This is a genomic window from Xanthomonas euroxanthea (genome assembly GCF_903989455.1).
Lineage (GTDB): Bacteria > Pseudomonadota > Gammaproteobacteria > Xanthomonadales > Xanthomonadaceae > Xanthomonas > Xanthomonas euroxanthea.
The window spans coordinates 3558520-3578817 of sequence record NZ_LR861803.1 but is presented as its reverse complement, the minus strand read 5'-3'; the positions used below and the strand labels follow the sequence as shown (position 1 = coordinate 3578817).

The 20298-nt window shown below is 69.2% G+C and carries 19 protein-coding genes; 10 read left to right on the top strand and 9 right to left on the bottom strand.

The genetic code is table 11. The features are described 5' to 3' along the window. Positions 1 to 147: 147 nt before the first annotated feature. The 6 genes from pqqE to H7A86_RS15000 form a co-directional block, all read right to left on the bottom strand. Positions 148 to 1251, bottom strand: coding sequence for a pyrroloquinoline quinone biosynthesis protein PqqE (gene pqqE, locus H7A86_RS15020; protein WP_220453012.1), 1104 nt, complete (start codon positions 1249 to 1251; stop codon positions 148 to 150). Then, complete coding sequence (gene pqqD, locus H7A86_RS21075) at positions 1248 to 1526, bottom strand: pyrroloquinoline quinone biosynthesis peptide chaperone PqqD (RefSeq protein WP_115677205.1); 279 nt, start codon at positions 1524 to 1526, stop codon at positions 1248 to 1250. Before pqqD ends, pqqE begins: the two co-directional genes overlap by 4 nt. Then, positions 1523 to 2275, bottom strand: a complete 753-nt coding sequence (gene pqqC / locus H7A86_RS15015; RefSeq protein WP_119131130.1) for a pyrroloquinoline-quinone synthase PqqC — start codon at positions 2273 to 2275, stop codon at positions 1523 to 1525. Before pqqC ends, pqqD begins: the two co-directional genes overlap by 4 nt. Beyond that, positions 2272 to 3171, bottom strand: a complete 900-nt coding sequence (pqqB, locus tag H7A86_RS15010) for a pyrroloquinoline quinone biosynthesis protein PqqB (RefSeq protein WP_104584653.1) — start codon at positions 3169 to 3171, stop codon at positions 2272 to 2274. Before pqqB ends, pqqC begins: the two co-directional genes overlap by 4 nt. Before the next feature lie 66 nt (positions 3172 to 3237). Beyond that, positions 3238 to 3318: a pyrroloquinoline quinone precursor peptide PqqA gene (gene pqqA / locus H7A86_RS15005; protein ID WP_002812057.1), complete on the bottom strand. Its 81-nt coding sequence runs from the start codon at positions 3316 to 3318 to the stop codon at positions 3238 to 3240. Beyond that, positions 3287 to 3664, bottom strand: a complete 378-nt coding sequence (locus H7A86_RS15000) for a hypothetical protein (RefSeq protein ID WP_147421315.1) — start codon at positions 3662 to 3664, stop codon at positions 3287 to 3289. Before H7A86_RS15000 ends, pqqA begins: the two co-directional genes overlap by 32 nt. On the opposite strand from H7A86_RS15000, the gene H7A86_RS14995 reads away from it, so the two are divergent. Both H7A86_RS14995 and H7A86_RS14990 read left to right on the top strand, forming a co-directional pair. Beyond that, positions 3608 to 5791: a RelA/SpoT family protein gene (locus H7A86_RS14995; RefSeq protein ID WP_180708158.1), complete on the top strand. Its 2184-nt coding sequence runs from the start codon at positions 3608 to 3610 to the stop codon at positions 5789 to 5791. The genes H7A86_RS15000 and H7A86_RS14995 overlap by 57 nt on opposite strands. A 219-nt stretch (positions 5792 to 6010) precedes the next feature. After that, positions 6011 to 7525, top strand: a complete 1515-nt coding sequence (locus tag H7A86_RS14990) for a hypothetical protein (RefSeq protein ID WP_180707905.1) — start codon at positions 6011 to 6013, stop codon at positions 7523 to 7525. Positions 7526 to 7585: 60 nt separating this feature from the next. On the opposite strand, the gene H7A86_RS14985 is transcribed toward H7A86_RS14990, so the two are convergent. Next, entirely contained in the window at positions 7586 to 9688 is a 2103-nt protein-coding gene (locus H7A86_RS14985) for a glycosyltransferase (protein ID WP_180707904.1), read from the bottom strand. Positions 9689 to 9928: 240 nt separating this feature from the next. Between H7A86_RS14985 and mrcB the strand changes: the two genes are divergently transcribed. The 5 genes from mrcB to H7A86_RS14960 all read left to right on the top strand — a co-directional run bounded on the left by mrcB (position 9929) and on the right by H7A86_RS14960 (position 16825). Then, positions 9929 to 12373, top strand: coding sequence for a penicillin-binding protein 1B (mrcB, locus tag H7A86_RS14980; protein ID WP_119131132.1), 2445 nt, complete (start codon positions 9929 to 9931; stop codon positions 12371 to 12373). A gap of 14 nt (positions 12374 to 12387) precedes the next feature. Continuing rightward, positions 12388 to 12912 carry a hypothetical protein gene (locus H7A86_RS14975; RefSeq protein WP_104584642.1) on the top strand — a complete coding sequence of 175 codons (525 nt, stop codon included), beginning with the start codon at positions 12388 to 12390 and terminating at the stop codon, positions 12910 to 12912. A 247-nt stretch (positions 12913 to 13159) separates the two neighbouring features. Continuing rightward, positions 13160 to 15166: a DNA repair helicase YoaA gene (yoaA, locus tag H7A86_RS14970; RefSeq protein WP_115677716.1), complete on the top strand. Its 2007-nt coding sequence runs from the start codon at positions 13160 to 13162 to the stop codon at positions 15164 to 15166. A 28-nt stretch (positions 15167 to 15194) separates the two neighbouring features. Continuing rightward, positions 15195 to 15914 carry a tRNA (adenosine(37)-N6)-threonylcarbamoyltransferase complex dimerization subunit type 1 TsaB gene (gene tsaB / locus H7A86_RS14965; protein ID WP_119127702.1) on the top strand — a complete coding sequence of 240 codons (720 nt, stop codon included), beginning with the start codon at positions 15195 to 15197 and terminating at the stop codon, positions 15912 to 15914. Continuing rightward, positions 15911 to 16825 (top strand): ADP-ribosylglycohydrolase family protein, encoded by a 915-nt coding sequence (locus tag H7A86_RS14960; RefSeq protein ID WP_119131133.1) that lies wholly within the window; start codon positions 15911 to 15913, stop codon positions 16823 to 16825. The genes tsaB and H7A86_RS14960 overlap by 4 nt, the downstream gene beginning before the upstream one ends. An 83-nt stretch (positions 16826 to 16908) precedes the next feature. Here H7A86_RS14960 and H7A86_RS14955 read toward each other — a convergent pair whose 3' ends face one another. Further along, positions 16909 to 17784: an energy transducer TonB family protein gene (locus tag H7A86_RS14955; RefSeq protein WP_119131134.1), complete on the bottom strand. Its 876-nt coding sequence runs from the start codon at positions 17782 to 17784 to the stop codon at positions 16909 to 16911. After that, positions 17781 to 18731: a glutathione synthase gene (gene gshB / locus H7A86_RS14950; RefSeq protein ID WP_104584632.1), complete on the bottom strand. Its 951-nt coding sequence runs from the start codon at positions 18729 to 18731 to the stop codon at positions 17781 to 17783. The genes H7A86_RS14955 and gshB overlap by 4 nt, the downstream gene beginning before the upstream one ends. 238 nt (positions 18732 to 18969) lie before the next feature. Here gshB and pilG point away from each other — a divergent pair, with 238 nt between their 5' ends. Genes pilG through H7A86_RS14935 form a run of 3 tightly spaced genes read left to right on the top strand, consistent with a single transcriptional unit; the run spans position 18970 to position 20281 of the window. Next, entirely contained in the window at positions 18970 to 19371 is a 402-nt protein-coding gene (gene pilG / locus H7A86_RS14945; RefSeq protein ID WP_104562659.1) for a twitching motility response regulator PilG, read from the top strand. A 17-nt stretch (positions 19372 to 19388) separates the two neighbouring features. Next, positions 19389 to 19751 (top strand): response regulator, encoded by a 363-nt coding sequence (locus tag H7A86_RS14940; protein ID WP_024940328.1) that lies wholly within the window; start codon positions 19389 to 19391, stop codon positions 19749 to 19751. Continuing rightward, the gene (locus H7A86_RS14935; RefSeq protein WP_014508568.1) at positions 19751 to 20281 is read left to right on the top strand and encodes a chemotaxis protein CheW; all 531 of its coding nucleotides are present in this window, start codon (positions 19751 to 19753) and stop codon (positions 20279 to 20281) included. Before H7A86_RS14940 ends, H7A86_RS14935 begins: the two co-directional genes overlap by 1 nt. Positions 20282 to 20298: the final 17 nt, after the last annotated feature.

Sequence of the window (20298 nt, the reverse complement as noted above, 5' to 3'; positions counted from 1 at the left end):
CGAAGAGGCCGCTAGTGTAGACGCTGGAGCGCAGCGTGCAGCCTGAGACCACAGGTGCTGATGTGTGCGGGACAGCCCCAAGCCGCCTCGCACAGCGTGGAGACACCACCAGGGTGTGGGGGCGCTCCGCCACCGGCGACTTAAGATCTACGCGGGCACTTTCGCGCGCTCGGGACGGCGGTAAACCAACTCCGGTGCCGGCGCTGCAGCTTCGCGTTCGGCGGTGTCGCGCACCTCGGCATGCCGCGGCGAGCGTTCGCAGACCGGGTCCAGCGTGGCGGCATCGCCACTGAGCGCCAGCGCCTGGCAGCGGCAGCCGCCCCAGTCGATCTCGCGTTTGGGGCAGCCCTGGCAGACCTCGGGCATCCACGCGGTGCCGCGGAAGCGCACGAAGGCCTCGCCGTTGTTCCAGATGTCGGCCAGCGAACGCTCGCGCAGGTTGTCAAAGCGCATGCCGTCGATGGTTTCGGCCGCGTGGCAGGGCAGCACGTCGCCGCGCGGGGAGATGTTGACGAAGCGCTGGCCCCAGCCGCCCATGCACGGCTTGGGCTGGCGGGCGTAGTAATCGGGGGTGACGAAGTCGATCGCCAGGCGGTCGCCGAGCTCGCGGCGGGCGGTTTCCACCGCGTCAATCGTGGCCATCAGCTGCGCGCGGCTGGGCATCAGCGCGGCGCGATTGCGCAGGCCCCAGCCGTAGTACTGGGTGTGCGCCACTTCGATGCGTTCGGCCTGCCACTCCAGCGCCAGCGCGATCATGCCGGGCACGCGCTCGGCGTTATGGCGATGCAAGACCGCATTGAGCGTCAGCGGCAGGCCGCGCGCACGTACGGCGGCGGCAAACGCGCGCTTCTTCGCCAGGCTGTTGCGATAGCCGGCGATATGGTCGGCACCGGCCGGGTCGACATCCTGCACGCTCAGCTGCACATGCTCCAGTCCGGCCGCCTGCAGCTGGTCCAGCATCGGCTCGCCGCCGGCCACGCCGGAGGTGATCAGGTTGCTGTACAGCCCGAGCGCGCGTGCGTGCGCCACCAGCTCGGGCAGGTCCTTGCGCAGCATCGGTTCGCCACCGGAAAAATGCGCCTGCAGCACGCCCATGTCGGCAGCCTGCTGCAGCAGCGAGCGCCAGCCGGCAGTATCCATTTCCTCGCGCAGCGCCGCCAATGCGATCGGGTTGGAGCAATACGGGCAGGCCAACGGGCAGCGATGGGTCAGCTCCAGCAGCACCGACAGTGGTGGCGGGGCGATGGTCATAGCCGCAGCAGACGCTTTTGATGCAGCGTGTTGGTGAGTTCGATCACATCGACTTCGATATCGGCCGCGTCGGCGTCGAATTCGCCCGCCAGTTCCTGCGCGATCTGCGCCAGCGAGCGCGCGCCGTCGTAGCGCTGCGCCACCACCAGTGCGATCTCGTCCAGCTCGACCACCCGTTCCGGCGCCAGCAGCACCCATTGGTCGCGCGCGCGGTCGTGCTGCAGGCGCACGCCTGCGCGCAGGGCCGGCTGGCTGTCGCGGGTGATGCTGCTCACGCCGCTGCCCGGCTGGCGTCGCGGTCGGGCACGAATGCATCCGGCCACACGATGCCCGGGGCGACGTAGGCCACGTGCAATGCGTCCAGCTGCGCCCACAGCACCGAGCACTTGAAGTGCAGCGCGGCCTTGACCAGCTCCTGTTTCTCGACGGTATCGGCGTGCTGCTTGACGTAGTCCAGCGCAAAATCCGAATCGCGGGGCGCCTCGGTCAGGCGATGCTCGAAATAGGCCAGCGCTTCGGGCGAGACGAAGTCGTAATGCTTGAGCATGCCGGCCACGCGCCGGCCGATGATGTTGGGGGCGAACAACTCGGTCAGCGAGGAGGCGATCGCTTCGAGCAGGCTTTTTTCGCGCACGAACTGCAGGTAGGCCTGCACCGCGAACCGGGTGCCGGGCAGCAGCGCACGGCCGGATTCCACCAGCGTGCGCTCCAGGCCGAGCGCGTCGGTCAGGTGCAGCCAACGCGCGATGCCGCCATCGCCGGGGCTGTTGCCGTCGTGATCGAGGATGCGTTGCCGCCAGATCCGCCGCAACGCCGGGTCGTCCATGCGCGCCAGGATCGCGGCGTCCTTCAATGGAATGCAGCGCTGGTATTCGAAGCGGTTCAGCGCCCAGGCCTGGACCTGGCCGCGATCGAGCTTGCCCTCGTGCAGCAGCGCGTGGAAGGGATGCTGGTCGTGATACAGGCGGGCGCCGATGGCGCGCAGGTCCGCCTCCAGCTGGTCCGGGGTGAGCAGGGTGGTCACAGGGTGATCTCCAGGCCGTCGTAGGCGACGTCCCAGCCGCTGGCACGCGCACTGGCGTACTCCGGCGAGTGGATGTCGAGCACGGGATTGGTGGTGTTGAGATGGATGAAGATCTTGCGCGCCACCTCCAGCGGGGCGAACGCGGCAATCGTGCCGTCGGGGCCGTCGATGCTCATGTGGCCCATGCGCTGGCCGGTCTTCTGGCTGATGCCCAGTTGCACCATCTCGTCGTCGCGCCACAGCGTGCCGTCGAAAAACACCAGCTCGGCGCCTTGCAGGCGCGCGCGCAAGGCATCGGTCATCGCCGCGCAGCCGGGGATGTAGTGCACGCGGTGCTGGCCATCGTCGATGGTCAGCCCGAGGGTTTCTTCATTGGAGCCGGCCAGGTCGCCGCCGCTGCGCGATTCCATGAACAACGGCACCTTGCCCGGCACCGAGAAGGGCGTCAGCTGCAGGCCCAGCAGCGATAGTGGCGTCTCCAGCGCAAACGGCTGGCGCTGCACGTAAGCCGGATTGACTGCATCGAAGATGGGGTTCTGCGACAGCAGGTCCAGCACGCGGCGGCTGGCATGCAGCGAGAACGCCTGGCTCTCGCGCATCGACAGCAGCCCGGCGATATGGTCGATCTCGCCGCTGGTCAGCAGCACCGCCTCGATCGGCGAATGCCGCAGACCGCGTTGCGGCCAGAGCGCGGGCGTTGCAAGGAGTTGTTGACGGAAATCGGGTGAGGCGTTGATCAGGACCCAACGCTGGCCATCGGCGCTGACGGCGATGCTGGCCTGGGTACGACGTTGGGCACCGTCGGCTTGTTGCCATGCCCGCCGGCTGGCGGGTGTGTGGCAATTCCACTGCGGGTGCCCACCGCCGGCCGCCGATCCCAGAACGATGATGCGCATGGAGAACTGTTACCTATCTGCCGGCAATCGCCGGTCATGCATCGGGAGGAAGGGCGGCAGGTGCGCTCAGAATTCGCCGGAGACGTAGCAGTTGATCTCGGCGCCACAGTTGACTTCACGAACGACAGGCTTCTTCCAGGTCTTCATCGGCTACCTCGCAGTTGGTTGGAATGACGTGGCCGCGGCAGGACGCAACGGCAACGCCAATGGAGGATAGGCAGGCGGTCTGGGCGAGTTGTAAAAAGCATGTAAAAAGCCGATTGACCGTGCTGATCGGCTTGCGGCGCTGCACCAATCGCGGCCCGCAGCGGTTGCGAATCAAGACCTTGGCGGGTGAACCGACCATAAGCGCAGGCGCATGCCAGTGCGCCGAGCACGGCGCACTGCGCGTTGTGGAGAAGGTGACGCGCACGTTACCGTAGCTGTCAGCCCCTTGTTGTTGCCGATCGCCGTGTCCACCGCTGTGACCAGTTCCTCTTTCGAGCGCCTGCATGCCTTGCTGCAGCGTCCTGCCCTCGCATCGATCGCGCCAGACCTGCGTGACGCGCTGGCGCAGGCCTGGCAGCAGCTGCCAGCGCCGAGCGAGGACGTGCCCTGGGCGCTGCTCGCCGACACGCTGGACGCGTTGGGGTTGCTGGCGGCCGACGAGGCGACCCTGATTGCGGCACTGTTGTTCGACCTGCCGGCGCTGCGCGGCGCGATCGCCGGCCTGCCGTGGCAACCGGCCGAGCGCCGTGTGGCGGTGGAAGGACTGCTGGACGGGCTGGATGCGGCCGACCAGGTCTGGGCCCTGCACGCCGGTCGCGAGGCCGGGCGCAACAGCGAAGGCCTGCGGCGGCTGTTGCTGTCCATCATCCACGACCTGCGGGTGGTGCCGATCCTGCTGGCACGGCAGTTGGCGCGCATGCGCGTGGCCGACCGCCTGAGCGAAGAGCAGCGCCGTGCACTGGCCCAGCTCACCCGTGACATCCATGCGCCGCTGGCCAACCGGCTGGGCATCTGGCAGGTGAAGTGGGAGCTGGAGGACCTGGCGTTCCGGCACCTGGAGCCGGACACCTACCGCCGCATCGCCCGCGAAGTGGACGAAACCCGCGTGGCGCGCGAGCGCTATCTGGATGCGGTCAAGCGCACCTTGTCGACGACGCTGGCGCAGCAGGGCCTGCGCGCGGACGTGAGCGGGCGGCCGAAGCACATCTACAGCATCTGGCGGAAGATGCAGAAAAAGCGCCTGTCCTTCGACCAGCTGTACGACATCCGCGCGGTCCGGGTGATGGTCGACGACGTGGCCGCCTGCTATGCCGCCCTGGGCGCGGTGCACTCGCTGTGGGCGCCGGTGCCGAGCGAGTTCGACGATTACATCGCCCGGCCCAAGGCCAACGACTACCGCTCGCTGCATACCGCGGTGGTCGGCCCGGAAGGGCGCACCATCGAAGTCCAGATCCGCACCCACGAGATGCACGCGCAGGCCGAGCTCGGCGTGGCCGCGCACTGGAAATACAAGGAAGGCGGCAAGGGCGGCGAGAAGGCCTTCGACCGCAAGATCCAGTGGATGCGCCAGTTGCTGGAACAGGTGCAGGACGGCGACCACGGCGAACTGGCCGGTGCGCTGGATGCCGAGCTGATCGAGGACCGCGTGTATGCGCTGACGCCCAAGGGCGAGGTCATCGACCTGCCGCAAGGTGCCACGCCGCTGGATTTCGCCTACCACGTGCACACCATGGTCGGGCATCGCTGCCGCGGCGCGCGCGTCAACGACCGCATCGTGCCGCTGACCTACCGGCTGCGCAGCGGCGACCGGGTGGAGATCATGACCGCCAAGGAAGCCGACCCGCGCCGCGACTGGCTGCTGGCGTCCAACGGCTTTCTGGCCAGCGGGCGCTCGCGCGACAAGGTGCGCGCCTGGTTCCACAAGCTCGACCGCGCGCGCAACGTGCAGGCCGGCAAGGACCTGCTGGATCGCGAGCTCAAGCGGCTGGGCCTGCAGCACGCCGATCTGGGCGTGGCCACGCGCAAGTTCCACGCCGAGACGGTCGACGACCTGTACATCCAGGTAGCGCTGGGCGATACCGGGCCCAACCAGGTCAGCCGCGCCCTGCTGGAGGCCGAACGGGCCGCCTCGCAGCCCGCGGTCCCGGCGCCACCGCGGCCCACCGCGCGCCGCGAGGGCCTGGGCAAGTCCAAGTTCACCGTGCAGGGCGTGGGCAATCTGCTGGTGCAGCTGGCGCGCTGCTGCCAGCCGGTGGCGGGCGAGCCGATCGCCGGCTATCTGACCCGCGGCCGCGGCATCACCGTGCATCGCACCGATTGCGCGGCATTGTCGCGGCTGGCGGCGGCGCATCCGCAGCGCGTGCTCCCGGTGGAGTGGGGCCAGGCCGGCAGCGGCTACGAAGTGGATGTGCAGGTGCGCGCGGTCGACCGCCGCTGGCTGCTCAAGGACATCACCAACCTGATCGCGCAGGAGGACGCGCACGTGCTGGAAATCAACAGCGACAACGTGCGCGACACCGGCAGGGCACAACTGCGCCTGCGCCTGAAGGTCAGCGACTACGACCAGTTGTCCAGCCTGCTTGGCAAGCTGGACGCCTTGCCTGGGGTGAGCGAGGTGCGGCGACTCGGTTGAGTGCGCCGCAGCCCGCCGGCGCCAATCGCCTTGAAACAGGCGGCACCCACAGCAAACTAAGGTGTGCCCGCTTCCCGCTTCCCGCTTCCCGCTTCCGATTCCCGATTCCCGATTCCCGATTCCCGATTCCCCCAAGCCCACATCGTCTTCGCAGCAGACAGCTACCATGACCCGGTGAACGCGTCCCCCTCAGGTCGCGCCAAGGACGGACGCCACCGCATGTTCCCGCTTCCGCGCTGGGCCCGATCGCCCCGCCTCTGGGCGCCATTGCGCAGCCGCGCGCTATGGCGCGTGGTGCTGGCGTTGTGCGCCTGCCTGTTGCTGGCCACGGTCGTGCTGCGCAAGCCGCTGGCCGATTGGCTATGGCCGGACACGCGCATCCAGCAACTGCTGCAGCGCGGCGATGCGGCGCTGTCACGCGGCCACCTCAGTGCGGCCGACGGCAACGGCGCGCGTGAACTGTTCGCGGCCGCGCTCGCCCTGGACAGCGACCGTGGCGAGGCCCGCGCCGGTCTGGCGCGCACCGGTGCCGCCGCCGTGGTGCAGGCACGTGCGGCGGTCGCAGCCGGGGACGCCGCCGCTGCACAACGTGCGTTGACGCTGGCGAACGCGCTGGAGGTGCCGCAGGCGCAGACCGCCCCGGTCGCGCTGCGCCTGCGCGCGCTGCAGGCGCGTCGGGCCGGCCTGGATGCCTTGTTCGCCCAGGCGGTGTCCGCGCAACAGCAAGGGCGCCTGGATGGCAGCCCGGACAGCGCGCTGCCGTTGTACCAGCGCATCCTGACCCTGGCGCCGGACCGTACCGACGCGCTGGAAGGGCGCGAGGACGCATTGACCGATCTGCTGGCGCAGGCCCGCCACGCACTGGCGCGTGATGCGCTCGGCGATGCGGCGCTGTTGCTGGCCGCCGCCAAGCGCTATGACCCCGGGCATGCCGATGTCCCGCTGACCGAGGGCCACTACCACCGCGTGCTGGAACAGCGCCGTCAGCGCGCCGAGGGCCTGTTGCGGCGTGGTCGCCTGGCACCGGCCGCACGCGATTTCAACGCAGTGCTGGCGGCCGAGCCGGAGGATGCGGCTGCCCGGCGTGGGCTTGAGCGGGTGGCCGGCGAATATGCCGCGCAAGCCGGCCGGCAGGCGGCGGACTTCCAGTTCGACGCGGCGCTGCAGTCGCTGCAGGAAGCGAAAGCCTTGCTGCCGGGCGCTGCGTCGATCGCCCAGGCCGAGCAGGCCATTGCGCGCGCACGCGATGCACAGCGCAGCCCGGAAACCGGGTTGTCGCGCGGTACCCGCGAGCGCCGCCTGCGCGCGCTGCTGCAGCGGGTCACGGATGCCGAAGCGCGACAGCAATGGATGACGCCTCCCGGCGCCAGTGCCTACGACGCGGTGCGTGCGGCGCAGGCGCTGGCACCGCGCGATCCACGCGTGCTGCAGGCCGCCGCACGTGTGGTGCCGGCCAGTCAGCGCTGCTTCGAGGACGAGCTGCGCAACAACCGCCTGCGTGCCGCGCGCGGCTGTCTGGATGCCTGGCAGGCGCTGATGCCCAGTGACGATGCGCTGGCCGGCGCGCGTCGCCGGCTTGCGCAGCGCTGGGTCGCGGTAGGCAGCGAACGCCTGGGACAGGAGGACGCTGCCTTCGCACGGCGCGCGCAGGACGAGGCGCACCAGCTGGATCCGGAGCTGCCGGAATTGGCCGAGTTCACACGCCGGGTCAAGGCGGTGGCGGAGCAGCGCTGACGCCGCGGCCGCCTGCGGCGGCGGCGCCCTGCACGCGCTGCCCGAACCCCCGGCGGCCACTCACCCGGCAATAAACAGCTCGCGCACCGTGCCGCGTGCCGCATCCAGCGAAAAATGCCGGGCCACGTTATGCAAGCCGTTGTCGGCCAGGCGCTGCCACAGCGCCGCATCGCGATACAGGCGCACGATTGCATCGGCAAACGCGTCGGCGTCGTCGGCCACGCAGACGTCCTGGCCGTCGCGCAGATGCATGCCTTCCACCGCGCAGGTGGTGCCGACCACCGGCTGCCCATGCGCCATGCTCAGATTGATCTTGCCCTTGACGCCGGCGCCGAAGCGCAGCGGCGCCACCGCGATGCGTGCGGTCTCCATGAACGGCAGCAGATCCGGCACATGCCCGTGCAATTGCACGCCGGGGCATTCGTCGGCCAGCAGTCTCAATGCCTCCGGCATGTCCGCGCCGATGCAATGGAAGATCACCTCCGGCAGGTGCGCGCGCACCTGCGGAAAGATCGCGCTGATGAACCACTGCACCGCATCCACATTCGGGGAATGCCGGAAGCCGCCGACGAACACCAGGTCGCGGCGTTGCTCGAAGCGGTGACCGCTGCCGGCCACCTCATGCAGATTGGAGAGCAGGGCGGTGCGGATCTGCGGTGCGTCCGCCTGCAGTTGCGCCTGTTCGGCCGCCGAGACCAGCAGCGTGACGTCGGTGGCGGCCATGATCTCCAGTTCGCGCAGGCGGGTGCGTTCTGCCGCGCGCAACAGGTTGGCATCGCCGGCCAGCTCGGCCCCGCGGCGCTCGCGCAGGTAATGCAGGTCGACGGTGTCGAACAGCGTGCGCGCCTGCGGGGCATAGCGTCTGAGCAGCGGCAGGCAGGCGTGCGCAACGTGGTGACGCACCAGCAGCACCACGGCAAACCGCGCGCCGTGCGTGCGCAGCCAGCTGCCGATGCCCTCGAGAAACGGCGCGTACCAGACTTCCACGCCCAGTTGTTGCAGTGCCTGCGTGTGCCGTCCGGCGTGTTCGCGCCGGGTTGGCACGAACACCACGTGCGCGCCTTCTTCGCACAGCAGGCGGATCAGGTTGAACTGCCGCAACGAGCCGGAGTCGCGATCCGGCTGCGGCACGCATTCGTCCAAGATCAGCACCTGGCGCTGGCCACGATGCAGCAGCGCAGGTCCGGGAACCGTGCCGACCGGCAACTGCGTTGCCAGTGCCTGCTGCCACTTGTCGGCGAACACGCCTTGATTGCGCACCTGATACGCCTTCACCCCGGTACGGGTGTCGGTGCCATTGCTGGTGCCCTCGTCATGCATCACCACGCTGGCCGGCTGCACCAGCACCCGGTGGCCGGCCGCACGCACCGCAAAGGCCAGGTCGGTGTCCTCGTAGTACGCCGGCATGTAGCGGCGATCCAGCCCGCCCAGCGTCTGCAACAATGCGCGTGGCAACGCGATCGCCGCACCGGAGCAATAGTCCATCGCACGCACATAGGCGTAGCGCGGGTCGTCGGCCGATTCGAAACGGCCATAACTCCACGCGCTGCCATCGGCGAATACCACGCCGCCGGATTCCTGCAGGCGTCCATCCGGGTACACCAGCTGCGCGCCGACCAGGCCGGCGGTGGGGTGCTGGGCAAAGGTGTCGATCAGCCGATCCAGCCAGCCGGGCTGCGGGATGGTGTCGTTGTTGAGCAGCACCACGTAGTCGCCGCGTGCCAGTGCGATGCCGTCGTTGCAGGAGGCGATGAAACCGCCATTGCTGACGCGCCGGTGGTAATGCAGGCCTTGCACCTGCGGCAGCTGTGTCTGCGTGGCATCGCTGCTGCCGTCGTCCACGACGATGATCTCCACCTCCAGCAACGGCGGATGCGCCGCCAGTGCGCGCAGGCACGCCAGCGTGTGGGCGATGTGGTTGTAGACCGGAATCACCAGCGTCACGCGCGGGACGGCGCTGTGCGGAACGGCAAACGCGGCAAACGGCGCAGCGTCCGGCAACCACAACGGCGTGCCGAGCGCTGCCGGCGGCGCCTGCGTATGCACGCGAATGCGCTGCCAGGTGGCGCGCCAGCCGCGCGTGCGCATGCTTGCCACGCTGCGGTGGATCAGCCCGAGCACGCGATTGAACAGATAGCGTGCATCGGCCAGGGACATCGACATTCCGTTGGAACTCCAGACATGCGTGGCGAAAAAGACCCGGCGAGCAGTCGTCGGTGGGCAAGGACCGCGCAAGGCAGGCGCAGGGTACGAAGGGTACCCGCAGATGCAAAGCGCGGTCCGTGCCCGCCTGCCGGCAGGCGTCGCAGGTTTTGTTAGCCGCTCTTAAGTCAAAGGGTCCGGCTGACCACAACCACGACAGCGCTGCGCTAGACTCGCCGGACTCTACATTCTCGCATCCCTGTGCCCCGACGCCACGACAACGACGCTCCCGACGATTTCGAGGACGATTCCACCGAGCAAGGCTCCCGCTGGCAACGCCGGCTGATTGTCTGGGCCTTTGCGGCATTCGCGCTGGCGCTCGGTTTCCTGATTCCCTACACGGTGTATCTGAACAAGCAGGTCACCCAGCGTTTCGGCGAGCTGCGCTGGCAGATCCCGACCCGCGTGTACGGGCGGCCGTTGGTGCTGGCGCCAGGCAATGCGCTGGATGCGGCCACCCTGAAGACCGAGCTGGATGCAGCCTCCTACCGCGACGACGGGCAGGCCAAGCTGGCCGGCACCTACCAGCAGGACGGCAGCCGCTTCACCATCGCCAGCCGCGGCTATGTCGATGTGGACGGGCGCGTGCCCGCGAAGCGCGTGGAAGTCAGCCTCTCCGGCGGGCGCGTGGCCAGCCTGCGCGACGCCGGCGACCGCAAGGCGCTCAAGAGTGCGCGGCTGGATCCGGCGCGCATCGCCACGCTGTACGGGCAGAAGCAGGAAGAACGCCGCCTGGTGCGCATGGAAGAAGTGCCCGAGCTGCTGGTCACCGGCCTGCAGGCGGTCGAGGACCGCGACTTCAACAGCCACCACGGCATCGACCTGAGCGGCATGGTGCGCGCGGCCTGGATCATGGCGCGCTCCGGCGGCCAGGTCCGCCAGGGCGCCAGCACCCTGACCCAGCAGCTGGCACGCAGCGGCCTGCTCGGCATCGGCAAGGAACAGACCCTCACCCGCAAGTTCAACGAGATCCTGTACGCGGTGATCATGGAGGCGCGTTACGACAAGCGCACCATCCTGGAGGCCTATCTCAACCAGGTCTACCTGGGCCAGCGCGGCGGGCAGGCGATCCACGGCGTGTCCTCGGGCGCGGAGCTGTGGTTCGGCCGCGAGCTCAATTCGATGACCACCGAGCAGATCGCCTTGCTCATCGGGCTGGTCAAGGGGCCGTCCTACTACGACCCGCGGCGTAACCCGGAACGGGCGCTGGATCGGCGCAATTTCGTGCTGGGCAAGCTGCACGAAAACAACCTGATCGACGCGGCCGAATACAAGCGCGCACTGGCCGCGCCGCTGGGCGTGCCCACCGAACCCGGCCTGGTCGCGGCCAATCGCTTCCCGGCCTATGTGGACTTGGTGCGGCGCCAGCTGGCGCACGACTACCCGGAAGGCGTGCTGCAGGGCGCCGGCATGAGCGTGCTGACCGGCATGTCGCCGTCCGCGCAGGCGTATGCCGAAGGCGCGGTGACCGGCACCATCAAGCGGCTGGACAACAAGAAACGCCCACCGCTGCAGGCCGGCCTGGTGCTGACCGACGTGCATAACGGCGATGTGCTGGCGGTGGTCGGCAGCCGCGATGTGGCTAAGCCGGGCTTCAACCGCGCGGTCGAAGCGCAGCGGCAGGTCGGCTCGTTGCTCAAGCCGTTCGTGTACCTGCTGGCGCTGGCCTCGCCGGACCGCTGGGCGCTGTCCAGCTGGGTCGACGATGCGCCGGTGACGGTGCAGCTCAGCCGCGGCAAGACCTGGTCGCCGGGCAACTCCGACAACCGCAGCCACGGCACGGTGCGGCTGATCGATGCGCTGGCCCATTCCTACAACCAGGCCACGGTGCGCGTGGGCATGCAGGTCGGCCCGGAGCGCATCGCGCAGCTGATCCAGGTCCTGGCCGGCATCAAGGCCGATACCAATCCGTCGTTGATCCTCGGTGCGACCGACCAGAGCCCGTACGGCATGGCGCAGCTGTACCAGTTCCTGGCTGCCGGCGGCGAGATCCAGCCACTGCATGCGGTGCGCGGCGTGCTCGATCCGCAGGGCAAGCTGCTCAAGCGCTACGACAAGACCCCGGCGCCGGCGCAGGAGGGCGATTCGGTGGCGGCCAACCTGATCAGCATCGCGCTGCAGCAGGTGGTCAGCGGCGGCACCGCACGGCAGTTGCTGGGCGATGGCCTGGGGCGGCTGTCGCCGGCCGGCAAGACCGGTACCTCCAACGATGGCCGCGACAGCTGGTACGCCGGCTACACCGGCGACCACCTGGCGGTGATCTGGATGGGCAATGACCAGAACGAGCAGACCGGCCTGTACGGCGCCACCGGCGCGATGCGGGTGTGGTCGAGCATCTTCGCGCGGCTGCCGAGTGCGCCGTTGAAGGTCAGCGGCAAAGGCCTGGACTGGCAGTGGGTGGATGCGGCCGGCACCGGCGTCACCGATGCTGGCTGCCCGGGCGCGCGCCAGTTCCCGTTCGTGGTCGGCTTCACGCCGGCCTACGCCCCCTGTGCCGGCAATGCACCGTCGATCGAAGGTGTGCCCGGCGACGCAGCCGCGCCGGCCGAGCAATCCAGCGGTGGTGGCTGGCGTCGCTTCTTCGGTCTGGAAAAGAAGCCGGAAGACCCCGCGCCGGCGCCCGCCGCGGCTCCACCTGCACGTTGAACTGGAGTGACCCGATGAACCGACTGCACCGTCTGCTTGCCCTTGCTGGCGTGTCTGCCGCACTGACCGCCTGCGTCAGCGCGCCCCCGCCGCCGCCGCCGACCCCGGTGGACCCGACCACGCCGACACAGCGGCTGTTGCTGATCGAACGCGAGGCCGGCGTCGACGACACCGAGCTGTCGGTGCAGCCATTGCGCGACCCGCAGGTGGACGATCTGCGCGAAACCGCCAAGAGCAAGCGTCAGTCCGGTGATCTGGCCGGGGCGGCGGCGGCGCTGGATCAGGCCGTGGGCCTGGTCTCCGGTGATCCGGCCATCCTGCAGGAGCGTGCCGAAGTGGCGGTGCTGCAGGCCGATTGGCCCGCCGCCGAGCGGTTTGCCAAGCAGGCCATCGAGCTGGGCTCCAAGACCGGGCCGCTGTGCCGTCGGCATTGGGCTACCATCGAACAGTCGCGGCTTGCGCGCGGCGAGAAGGAAAACGCCGCCTCGGCCAAGTCGCAGATTGCCGGCTGCACGGTGCCAGGCGTGAAGCGCTACTAAGCACGCAGCGATGCCGGTTGCGCTTGCCGCAAGGCGAGCGCGGCGGCGTGTGCTGCAGCCGGTGTCGCGCGCGCAGCCGTGCGACGCGCCATTGTCGCCCGCACCGCCGCCAGCGGCGCCGTGCAGTGCGGCGTGCGGCGTATGCCAGCTGCGGGGGGGCGGTTGCCGTCGCTGGCCCGCAGGCGCAACCCACCCGGCATCACCGCGCACGCGCTAGGCTGTCGCGCTTGCCCCAGCTTTTGGTCCCATGTCCCAACTTGCCACTGCCAGCATCGAGGCGCTCAGCGAGGGCGGGGCGCTTGCGCGTCAGCTCGATGCGTTCGCGCCGCGTGCTGCGCAATTACGCCTGACCGGCGCCATTGCCGAAGCGTTCGAGGCGCGCGATGTGCTGTTGGCCGAGGCCGGCACCGGCACCGGCAAGACCTACGCCTATCTGGTGCCGGCGCTGCTGTCGGGGCTGAAGACCATCGTGTCGACCGGCACGCGCGCGCTGCAGGACCAGTTGTTCCATCGCGACCTGCCACGCGTGCGCGCCGCGCTCGGCATCGGCCTGCGCAGTGCGCTGCTGAAGGGCCGCGCGAACTACCTGTGCAAGTACCGCACCCAGCAGGCGCGCGGCGAACCGCGCTTTGCCACGCCCGAGCAGGTCTCGCAGTTCCAGCGCATCGTGGCCTGGAGCGGGCGCACCCAGTTCGGCGACATGGCCGAGCTGGAAGCCCTGCCGGACGACTCGCCGCTGCTGCCGCTGGTGACCTCCACCGTCGACAACTGCCTGGGCACCGAATGCCCGTTCTACGGCGAATGCTTCGTGGTGCAGGCGCGCCAGCGCGCGCAGGCGGCCGATCTGGTGGTGGTCAACCACCATCTGCTGCTGGCCGATCTGGCGCTCAAGCAGGAAGGCTTCGGCGAGATCCTGCCCGGCGCGCAGGCCTTCGTCATCGACGAGGCGCACCAGCTGCCGGAACTGGCGGCGAACTTCTTCGGCGAAAGTTTCGGCATGCGGCCGTGGCAGGAGCTGGCGCGCGATTGCATGGTCGAAGCGCGCCTGGTCGCCGGTGCGCAGGCCAGCCTGCAGGAACCGATCCTGGCCCTGGACGAGGCCTTGCGCGGCCTGCGTGCGGGCATGGAAGGCCTGCCCTCGCGCGGCACGCAATGGCGCGCGCTGGCCAGGCCGCAGGTGCGCGAAGGCTTCGATGCGGTGCTGTCGTCGCTGGCGCGCCTGGGCGAGGCCTTGCTGCCGCTGCGCGAGGCCTCGCCCGGCTTCGATGGCTGTTCTGCGCGCGCGCAGGAAGCGCTGGCACGGCTGTCGCGGTGGCTGGGCGAGGACGCGCCGGTGCCGGATTTCGACCAGGAGCTGCCGGACACCGTCGACAACGACGTGCTGTGGTACGAGCTCAGCCCGCGCGGGTTCCGCTGCCAGCGCACGCCGCTGGATGTGTCCGGCCCGCTGCGCGAGCACCGCGAGAAATCCCATGCGGCCTGGGTGTTCACCTCGGCCACGCTGGCGGTGGGCGGCGAGTTCGACCACATCGCGCAGCGCCTGGGCCTGAGCGATCCGGTGACCCTGTTGCAGCCCAGTCCCTTCGACTGGGCGCGCCAGGCGCTGTGCTATCTGCCGCCGAACCTGCCCGATCCGGCAGCACGTGGATTCGGCACCGCGCTGATCGCGGCGCTGACGCCGGTGCTGGAGGCCTCCAACGGCCGCGCCTTCCTGTTGTTCGCCTCGCACCGCGCGCTGCGCGAAGCGGCCGAGGCCCTGCGCGGTGCGCCGTGGCCATTGTTCGTGCAGGGCGAAGCGCCGCGTGCCACCTTGCTGCAGCGTTTCCGCACGTCCGGCAACGGCGTGCTGCTGGGGTCGGCCAGCTTCCGCGAGGGCGTGGATGTGGTTGGCGATGCCCTGAGCGTGGTGGTGATCGACAAGCTGCCGTTCGCCGCGCCCGACGACCCGGTGTTCGAAGCGCGCCTGGATGCGATCCGCCGTGACGGCGGCAACCCGTTCCGCGATGAACAGCTGCCGCAGGCGGTGATCGCGCTCAAGCAGGGCGTGGGCCGGCTGATCCGCAGCGAGACCGATCGCGGCGTGCTGGTGCTGTGCGACCCACGGCTGGTGAACAAGGGCTACGGCCGCACCTTCATGACGTCGCTGCCGCCGTTTGCGCGCACCCGCGAGATCGGCGATGTGCGCGCGTTCTTTGGCGTCGCCGAGCCGGTGGGCGACAATGGCGTGCTCGCGCTGCCGTTCGGCGACGCCTGAGCTTCCCCTTCCTGCCTGCGGTCCTGCCATGAAAGTCCTCGCGTTCGAGACCTCCACCGAAGCCTGTTCCGTCGCGCTGCACATCGACGGCCGCGTGCTCGAACGCTTCGAACTGGCGCCGCGTCGGCATGCCGAACTGGCGCTGCCGTGGGCCGAACACCTGCTCGCCGAGGCCGGGATCACGCGCCGCCAGCTCGATGCGATCGCGGTCGGCCGTGGCCCGGGCGCGTTCACCGGCGTGCGCCTGGCCATCGGCATCGCGCAAGGCATCGCGCTGGGCCTGGACCTGCCGGTGCTGGCGGTGTCCACGCTGCAGGTGCTGGCCTTGCGCGCGCCCGCCGAGGCGAGGCAGGTGCTGGCCTGCATCGATGCGCGCATGGGCGAGGTGTATGCCGGCGTCTTCGCGCGCGATGGCGACACACTGCAGGAGCTGGCAGCGGAAGTGGTGTGCGCACCGCAGGCCTGTGTCGTGCCGGACACGCTGCACCGCTTTGCCGGTGTCGGCAGCGGGTTCGCCGCTGCCGATGCAGTGCTGCAACAGCGGTTCGCAACGCAGTTGACCAGCATCGATGCCGCCGCGTTGCCGCATGCGGCCGACCTGCTCACGCTGGCCGTACCGGCGCTGCTGCGCGGCGAAGGCGTGGCGCCGGAGCGGGTGGAACCGGCGTACCTGCGCGACAACGTGGCGCTGACCCTGCTCGAGCAGCAGGCCGCCCGCGCAGCCAAGGCCGCTGGCGCCGCGCCATGAACGACGACCTGCAACGCGCGCGTTTCCGCGGCTGCCTGCTGGGCCTGGCGGTGGGCGATGCGCTCGGCACCACGCTGGAATTCTGCGCGCCCGGCAGCTTCACGCCGATCGACGACATGCGCGGCGGCGGCCCGTTCGCACTGCGCGCCGGGCAGTGGACCGACGACACCTCGATGGCCCTGTGCCTGGCGCACAGCCTGCTGTATCGGCAAGGCTTCGACGCCGCCGACCAGATGAACCGCTATTGCAACTGGTACCAGCACGGTTACCTCAGCAGTACCGGCGCCTGCTTCGATATCGGCGCGACCGTGCGGCAGGCGCTGGAGCGCTATCTCGATGGCGGGCCGGCCTTCAGCGGCAGCACCGATCCGCGCTCGGCCGGCAATGGCTCGCTGATGCGGCTGGCGCCGGTGGCGATGTATTACGCGCACCGCCCCGCCGAGCTGGGCGAGCGCGCCGCCGACAGCTCGCGCACCACGCATGCCGCTGACGAAGCGCTGGATGCCTGCCGGCTGTTCGCCTTCCAGTTGCGTGCCGCGCTGCTCGGCAGCCAGCGCCAGCAGGTGTTGCAGGCCCGCTGCGAAGGGCTGTCGACACCGGCGCTGCGAGCGTTGTCGGTGCGCGACCATCGGGCGGTTCCCGCCGCCGGGATCCGCGGCACCGGCTACGTGGTCGATGCGCTGTCGGCGGCGCTCTGGTGCTTTGCCACTACTGACACGTTCGCCGATGCGGTGCTGCGTGCGGCCAACCTGGGCGACGATGCCGACACCACCGCGGCCATCTGCGGTCAGCTGGCCGGTGCGTTCCATGGCATCGAGGCAATTCCCGCCGCCTGGCGCGCGCGCGTGCAGGATGCCGACGCCATCATCGACCTGGCCGATCAGCTCTACGCAGCGGCGCAGGTCACCTGAGGCCGCACGCACCGCACGCGTCAACGCCGTCGGCCGGGCAGGCATGCCGCAGAAGGACGCATCCTGATCGGACGCGCGACAGCTCAACGATCGTCGTGCAGCTCGCCGCCAGGCAGGAACAGCCAGGTGCGGGTGACCTGCAGGATATCCACGTCGTCCTTGGTCCTGGGCAACGGCGGGAACGGCTGTGCCAGCTGCACCACCCGCAGCGCTGCCGCATCCAGGGTCGGGGTGCCGCTGGAGATCAGCACGCGGCTGCTTTCCACGCTGCCGTCGCGGCGCACGCCCACGCTGATCACCACCTTGCCGCCGAGCCGGCGCCGGCGCGCCTCGTCCGGGTAGTTGAGGTTGCCGACGCGCTCGGCGCGATCCACCCAGGCACGCAGGTAGTTGGCGTAGACGTATTCGCGGGTACTGGCCGAGACGAACTTGCGGTTGGGGCGCTTGGCGTATTGCTCCGAGCGCAGATGCACCTCGGCGGCAAGCCGGGCCATTTCCGCGTCGCGTTGCACGCGTTGCGCATCGGTGGGCGAGAGCGGGTCGGTCTGCGGGTTCGGCTGCGCGGTGGGCACGGTCTGCTCGCCGCGGCGACTGGTGACCACGCGGGTCTGGGTCGGGTCCGGCGCCTGCACCGTGGTCGCATGCTGCGCCTGCGGTGCCAGCCCGCTGCGGTCCTGCGGCACCACGCCGGGCTGGCTGTCGCGCGGGCGTTGCGCGGTGGCGTGATCGCCGCCGCCCTGCTGGTTGGCCTGGGCCAGGAAATCGGCCTGCCTGGGTGTCAGCGGGGTGCTGGTCTGGCTGAAGATCACATCCAGCGTCGGCACCAATGGTGCGTCTTCGCTGACCGCAAACCCCACGCCCAGGATCAGCGCGCCGTGCAGCAGCAGCGAGATCACCAGCGTCGCGGTCAGCCGGTGACGCTCGTCCACGGCAGCCGGCTGTGCCGCGGCCGCGCTCATTGCGCCGCGCCGGCCTCGATCGCGTCGAACAGCAGCCCGGCGATGTTCAGGCCGAACTGCGCATCCAGCTCGCGCACGCAGGTGGGGCTGGTGACGTTGACCTCGGTCAGGTAATCACCGATCACGTCCAGGCCGACGAAGCGCATGCCGCGGCGGCGCATTTCCGGACCCACCTGCGCGGCGATCCAGCGGTCGCGCTCGGACAGCGGCCGGCCTTCGCCGCGCCCGCCGGCGGCCAGGTTGCCGCGGAATTCGTCGCCTTGCGGAATGCGGGCCAGGCAGTAGTCCACCGGCTCGCCATCGACCAGCAGGATGCGCTTGTCGCCGGCGGTGATGTCGGGGATGAAGCGCTGCGCCAGGGTCAGCTTGCGATTGCCGTCGGTCAGCGTTTCCAGGATCACGTTGAGATTGGGGTCGCCGGTGCCGCTACGGAAGATCGAGCGCCCGCCCATGCCGTCCAGCGGCTTGAGCACGGCCTGGCCGTGTTCGAGCACGAAGGCCTTCAGTGCCGCCGCATCGCGGCTGACCAGGGTCGGCGGGCAGCACTGCGGAAACAGCAGCGCGGCCAGCTTCTCGTTGTAGTCGCGCAGGCCCTGCGGGTCGTTGACCACCTGCGCGCCGGCGCGCTGAGCCACGCTCAGTACCTGGGTGTCGTAGATGAACTCCGCATCCACCGGCGGGTCCTTGCGCATCAGCACCACCTGGCCGGGACCGAATGCCAGCTCGGCGAACTCGCCCAGGGTGAACCAGCCGGTCGTGTCCTCGCGCACGCTCAGCGGCGCGACCTGCGCCACCGCGCGTCCCTCGCGCAGGCTGAGTCCGCCGGGGCGCACATACTGCAGGCGGTGACCACGCCGTTGCGCTTCCAGCAACATGGCGAAGGTGGTGTCTTTGGCGATCTTGATGGAGGCGATGGGATCCATCACCACGACGACGTCGAGCGACATGGGCAGCTAAACCTTTAGAACAGGCTGCCGATGGTAACTTCAAGCGGTGGGCGATGGCGCGCCCGGCCGGTCGTGGATGCGCGACTTGCCGGCCGACCCGCAGCCGTCCACAGTCGGAACGTCCGCCTGGCGGGCCCCCGGCAACGCACCCTTGACAGTCAATGCGGGTCTTGGGATATACATGTCGTTTCGCAGCGACGTCGGAGGGAAGAAGCGTCGCGCGTCCGGGGATATTTGCATGACTGAAAACATGGCTGCGGGTGGGGAACTCGCAGGACTGAAGGTGATGGTGATCGATGATTCGAAGACCATTCGCCGCACCGCCGAAACGCTGCTGAAGCGGGAAGGCTGTGAAGTAGTGACGGCGACCGATGGTTTCGAGGCACTGGCCAAGATTGCCGACCAGCAACCTCAGATCATTTTTGTCGACATCATGATGCCGCGCCTGGATGGGTACCAGACGTGCGCGTTGATCAAGGGCAACCAGCTCTTCAAGTCGACGCCGGTGATCATGCTGTCGTCCAAGGACGGCCTGTTCGACAAGGCACGCGGCCGCATCGTCGGCTCCGAGCAATATCTGACCAAGCCGTTCACACGTGAAGAACTACTGAGCGCGATTCGCACGTACGTCCACGCCTGACCAGGGGGAAAGGCAACATGGCTCGAATTATATTGATCGAGGACTCGCCCACCGACAGGGCAGTCTTCAGTCAATGGCTGGAAAAAGCAGGCCATACGGTCGTCGCCACCGACAATGCCGAGGAGGGACTTGCGCTGATTCGCAGCCAGGCGCCCGATCTGGTGCTGATGGACGTGGTGCTGCCCGGCATGAGTGGCTTCCAGGCAACGCGTGCATTGGCGCGCGACCAGGCCACCAAGGACATCCCGGTGCTGCTGGTCAGCACCAAGGGCATGGAAACCGACAAGGCCTGGGGGTTGCGACAAGGTGCCAGCGACTACATCGTCAAGCCGCCGCGCGAAGACGACCTGATCGCCCGCATCAAACAACTGGTGCGTTGATGCGTTCTCCATTCGACATTCTCGAAGACTACGAGCGTCGTAGCCTTGCGCACGCCACGCCGCTGCCGGAACGCCAGTTCTCGGCCGATATCTGGCGCGGCGTCGGTTATCGCGTCGGTACCCGGCGGCTGGTCTCGGATTTCCGCGAAGTGGCGGAAATCGTGCCGATGCCGCCGGTCACGCCGGTGCCGGGCGCCCAGCCCTGGCTGCTGGGCGTGGGCAACCTGCGCGGCAACCTGTTCCCGGTGATCGATCTGAAGCAGTTCCTGGAGGGCCGGCGGACGGTGCTGCAGGAAGGCCAGCGCGTGCTGATCATGCGCCAGAGCGGCGGCGACGTCGCGCTGACCATCGACGAGCTGTACGGCCAGCGCAGCTTCGAGCAGGCCCAGGCGGTCGAACCCGGCGAGCTGGCACAAGGCCGCTACGCCCACTTCATCGACCGTGCCTTCCGCAACGAGACGCAGGACTGGGGTGTGTTCTCCCTGGCGTTGCTGTCGCGCACCCCTGAATTCCGGCAGGCCGCGGCCTAAGCCGCGGCCCCGCCACG

Bases quoted from the DNA above. Each gene is read 5' to 3' on its own strand.
- H7A86_RS14940 (WP_024940328.1), top strand. From the start codon at position 19,389: ATGGCTCGAATTATATTGATCGAGGACTCGCCCACCGACAGGGCAGTC.
- H7A86_RS14955 (WP_119131134.1), bottom strand. From the start codon at position 17,784: ATGAGCGCGGCCGCGGCACAGCCGGCTGCCGTGGACGAGCGTCACCGG.
- H7A86_RS15000 (WP_147421315.1), bottom strand. From the start codon at position 3,664: ATGCAGGCGCTCGAAAGAGGAACTGGTCACAGCGGTGGACACGGCGAT.
- tsaB (WP_119127702.1), top strand. From the start codon at position 15,195: ATGAAAGTCCTCGCGTTCGAGACCTCCACCGAAGCCTGTTCCGTCGCG.
- H7A86_RS14975 (WP_104584642.1), top strand. From the start codon at position 12,388: ATGAACCGACTGCACCGTCTGCTTGCCCTTGCTGGCGTGTCTGCCGCA.
- H7A86_RS14985 (WP_180707904.1), bottom strand. From the start codon at position 9,688: ATGTCGATGTCCCTGGCCGATGCACGCTATCTGTTCAATCGCGTGCTC.
- pqqE (WP_220453012.1), bottom strand. From the start codon at position 1,251: ATGACCATCGCCCCGCCACCACTGTCGGTGCTGCTGGAGCTGACCCAT.
- pilG (WP_104562659.1), top strand. From the start codon at position 18,970: ATGACTGAAAACATGGCTGCGGGTGGGGAACTCGCAGGACTGAAGGTG.
- H7A86_RS14990 (WP_180707905.1), top strand. From the start codon at position 6,011: ATGTTCCCGCTTCCGCGCTGGGCCCGATCGCCCCGCCTCTGGGCGCCA.
- gshB (WP_104584632.1), bottom strand. From the start codon at position 18,731: ATGTCGCTCGACGTCGTCGTGGTGATGGATCCCATCGCCTCCATCAAG.
- yoaA (WP_115677716.1), top strand. From the start codon at position 13,160: ATGTCCCAACTTGCCACTGCCAGCATCGAGGCGCTCAGCGAGGGCGGG.
- H7A86_RS14960 (WP_119131133.1), top strand. From the start codon at position 15,911: ATGAACGACGACCTGCAACGCGCGCGTTTCCGCGGCTGCCTGCTGGGC.
- pqqA (WP_002812057.1), bottom strand. From the start codon at position 3,318: ATGAAGACCTGGAAGAAGCCTGTCGTTCGTGAAGTCAACTGTGGCGCC.
- H7A86_RS14935 (WP_014508568.1), top strand. From the start codon at position 19,751: ATGCGTTCTCCATTCGACATTCTCGAAGACTACGAGCGTCGTAGCCTT.
- pqqB (WP_104584653.1), bottom strand. From the start codon at position 3,171: ATGCGCATCATCGTTCTGGGATCGGCGGCCGGCGGTGGGCACCCGCAG.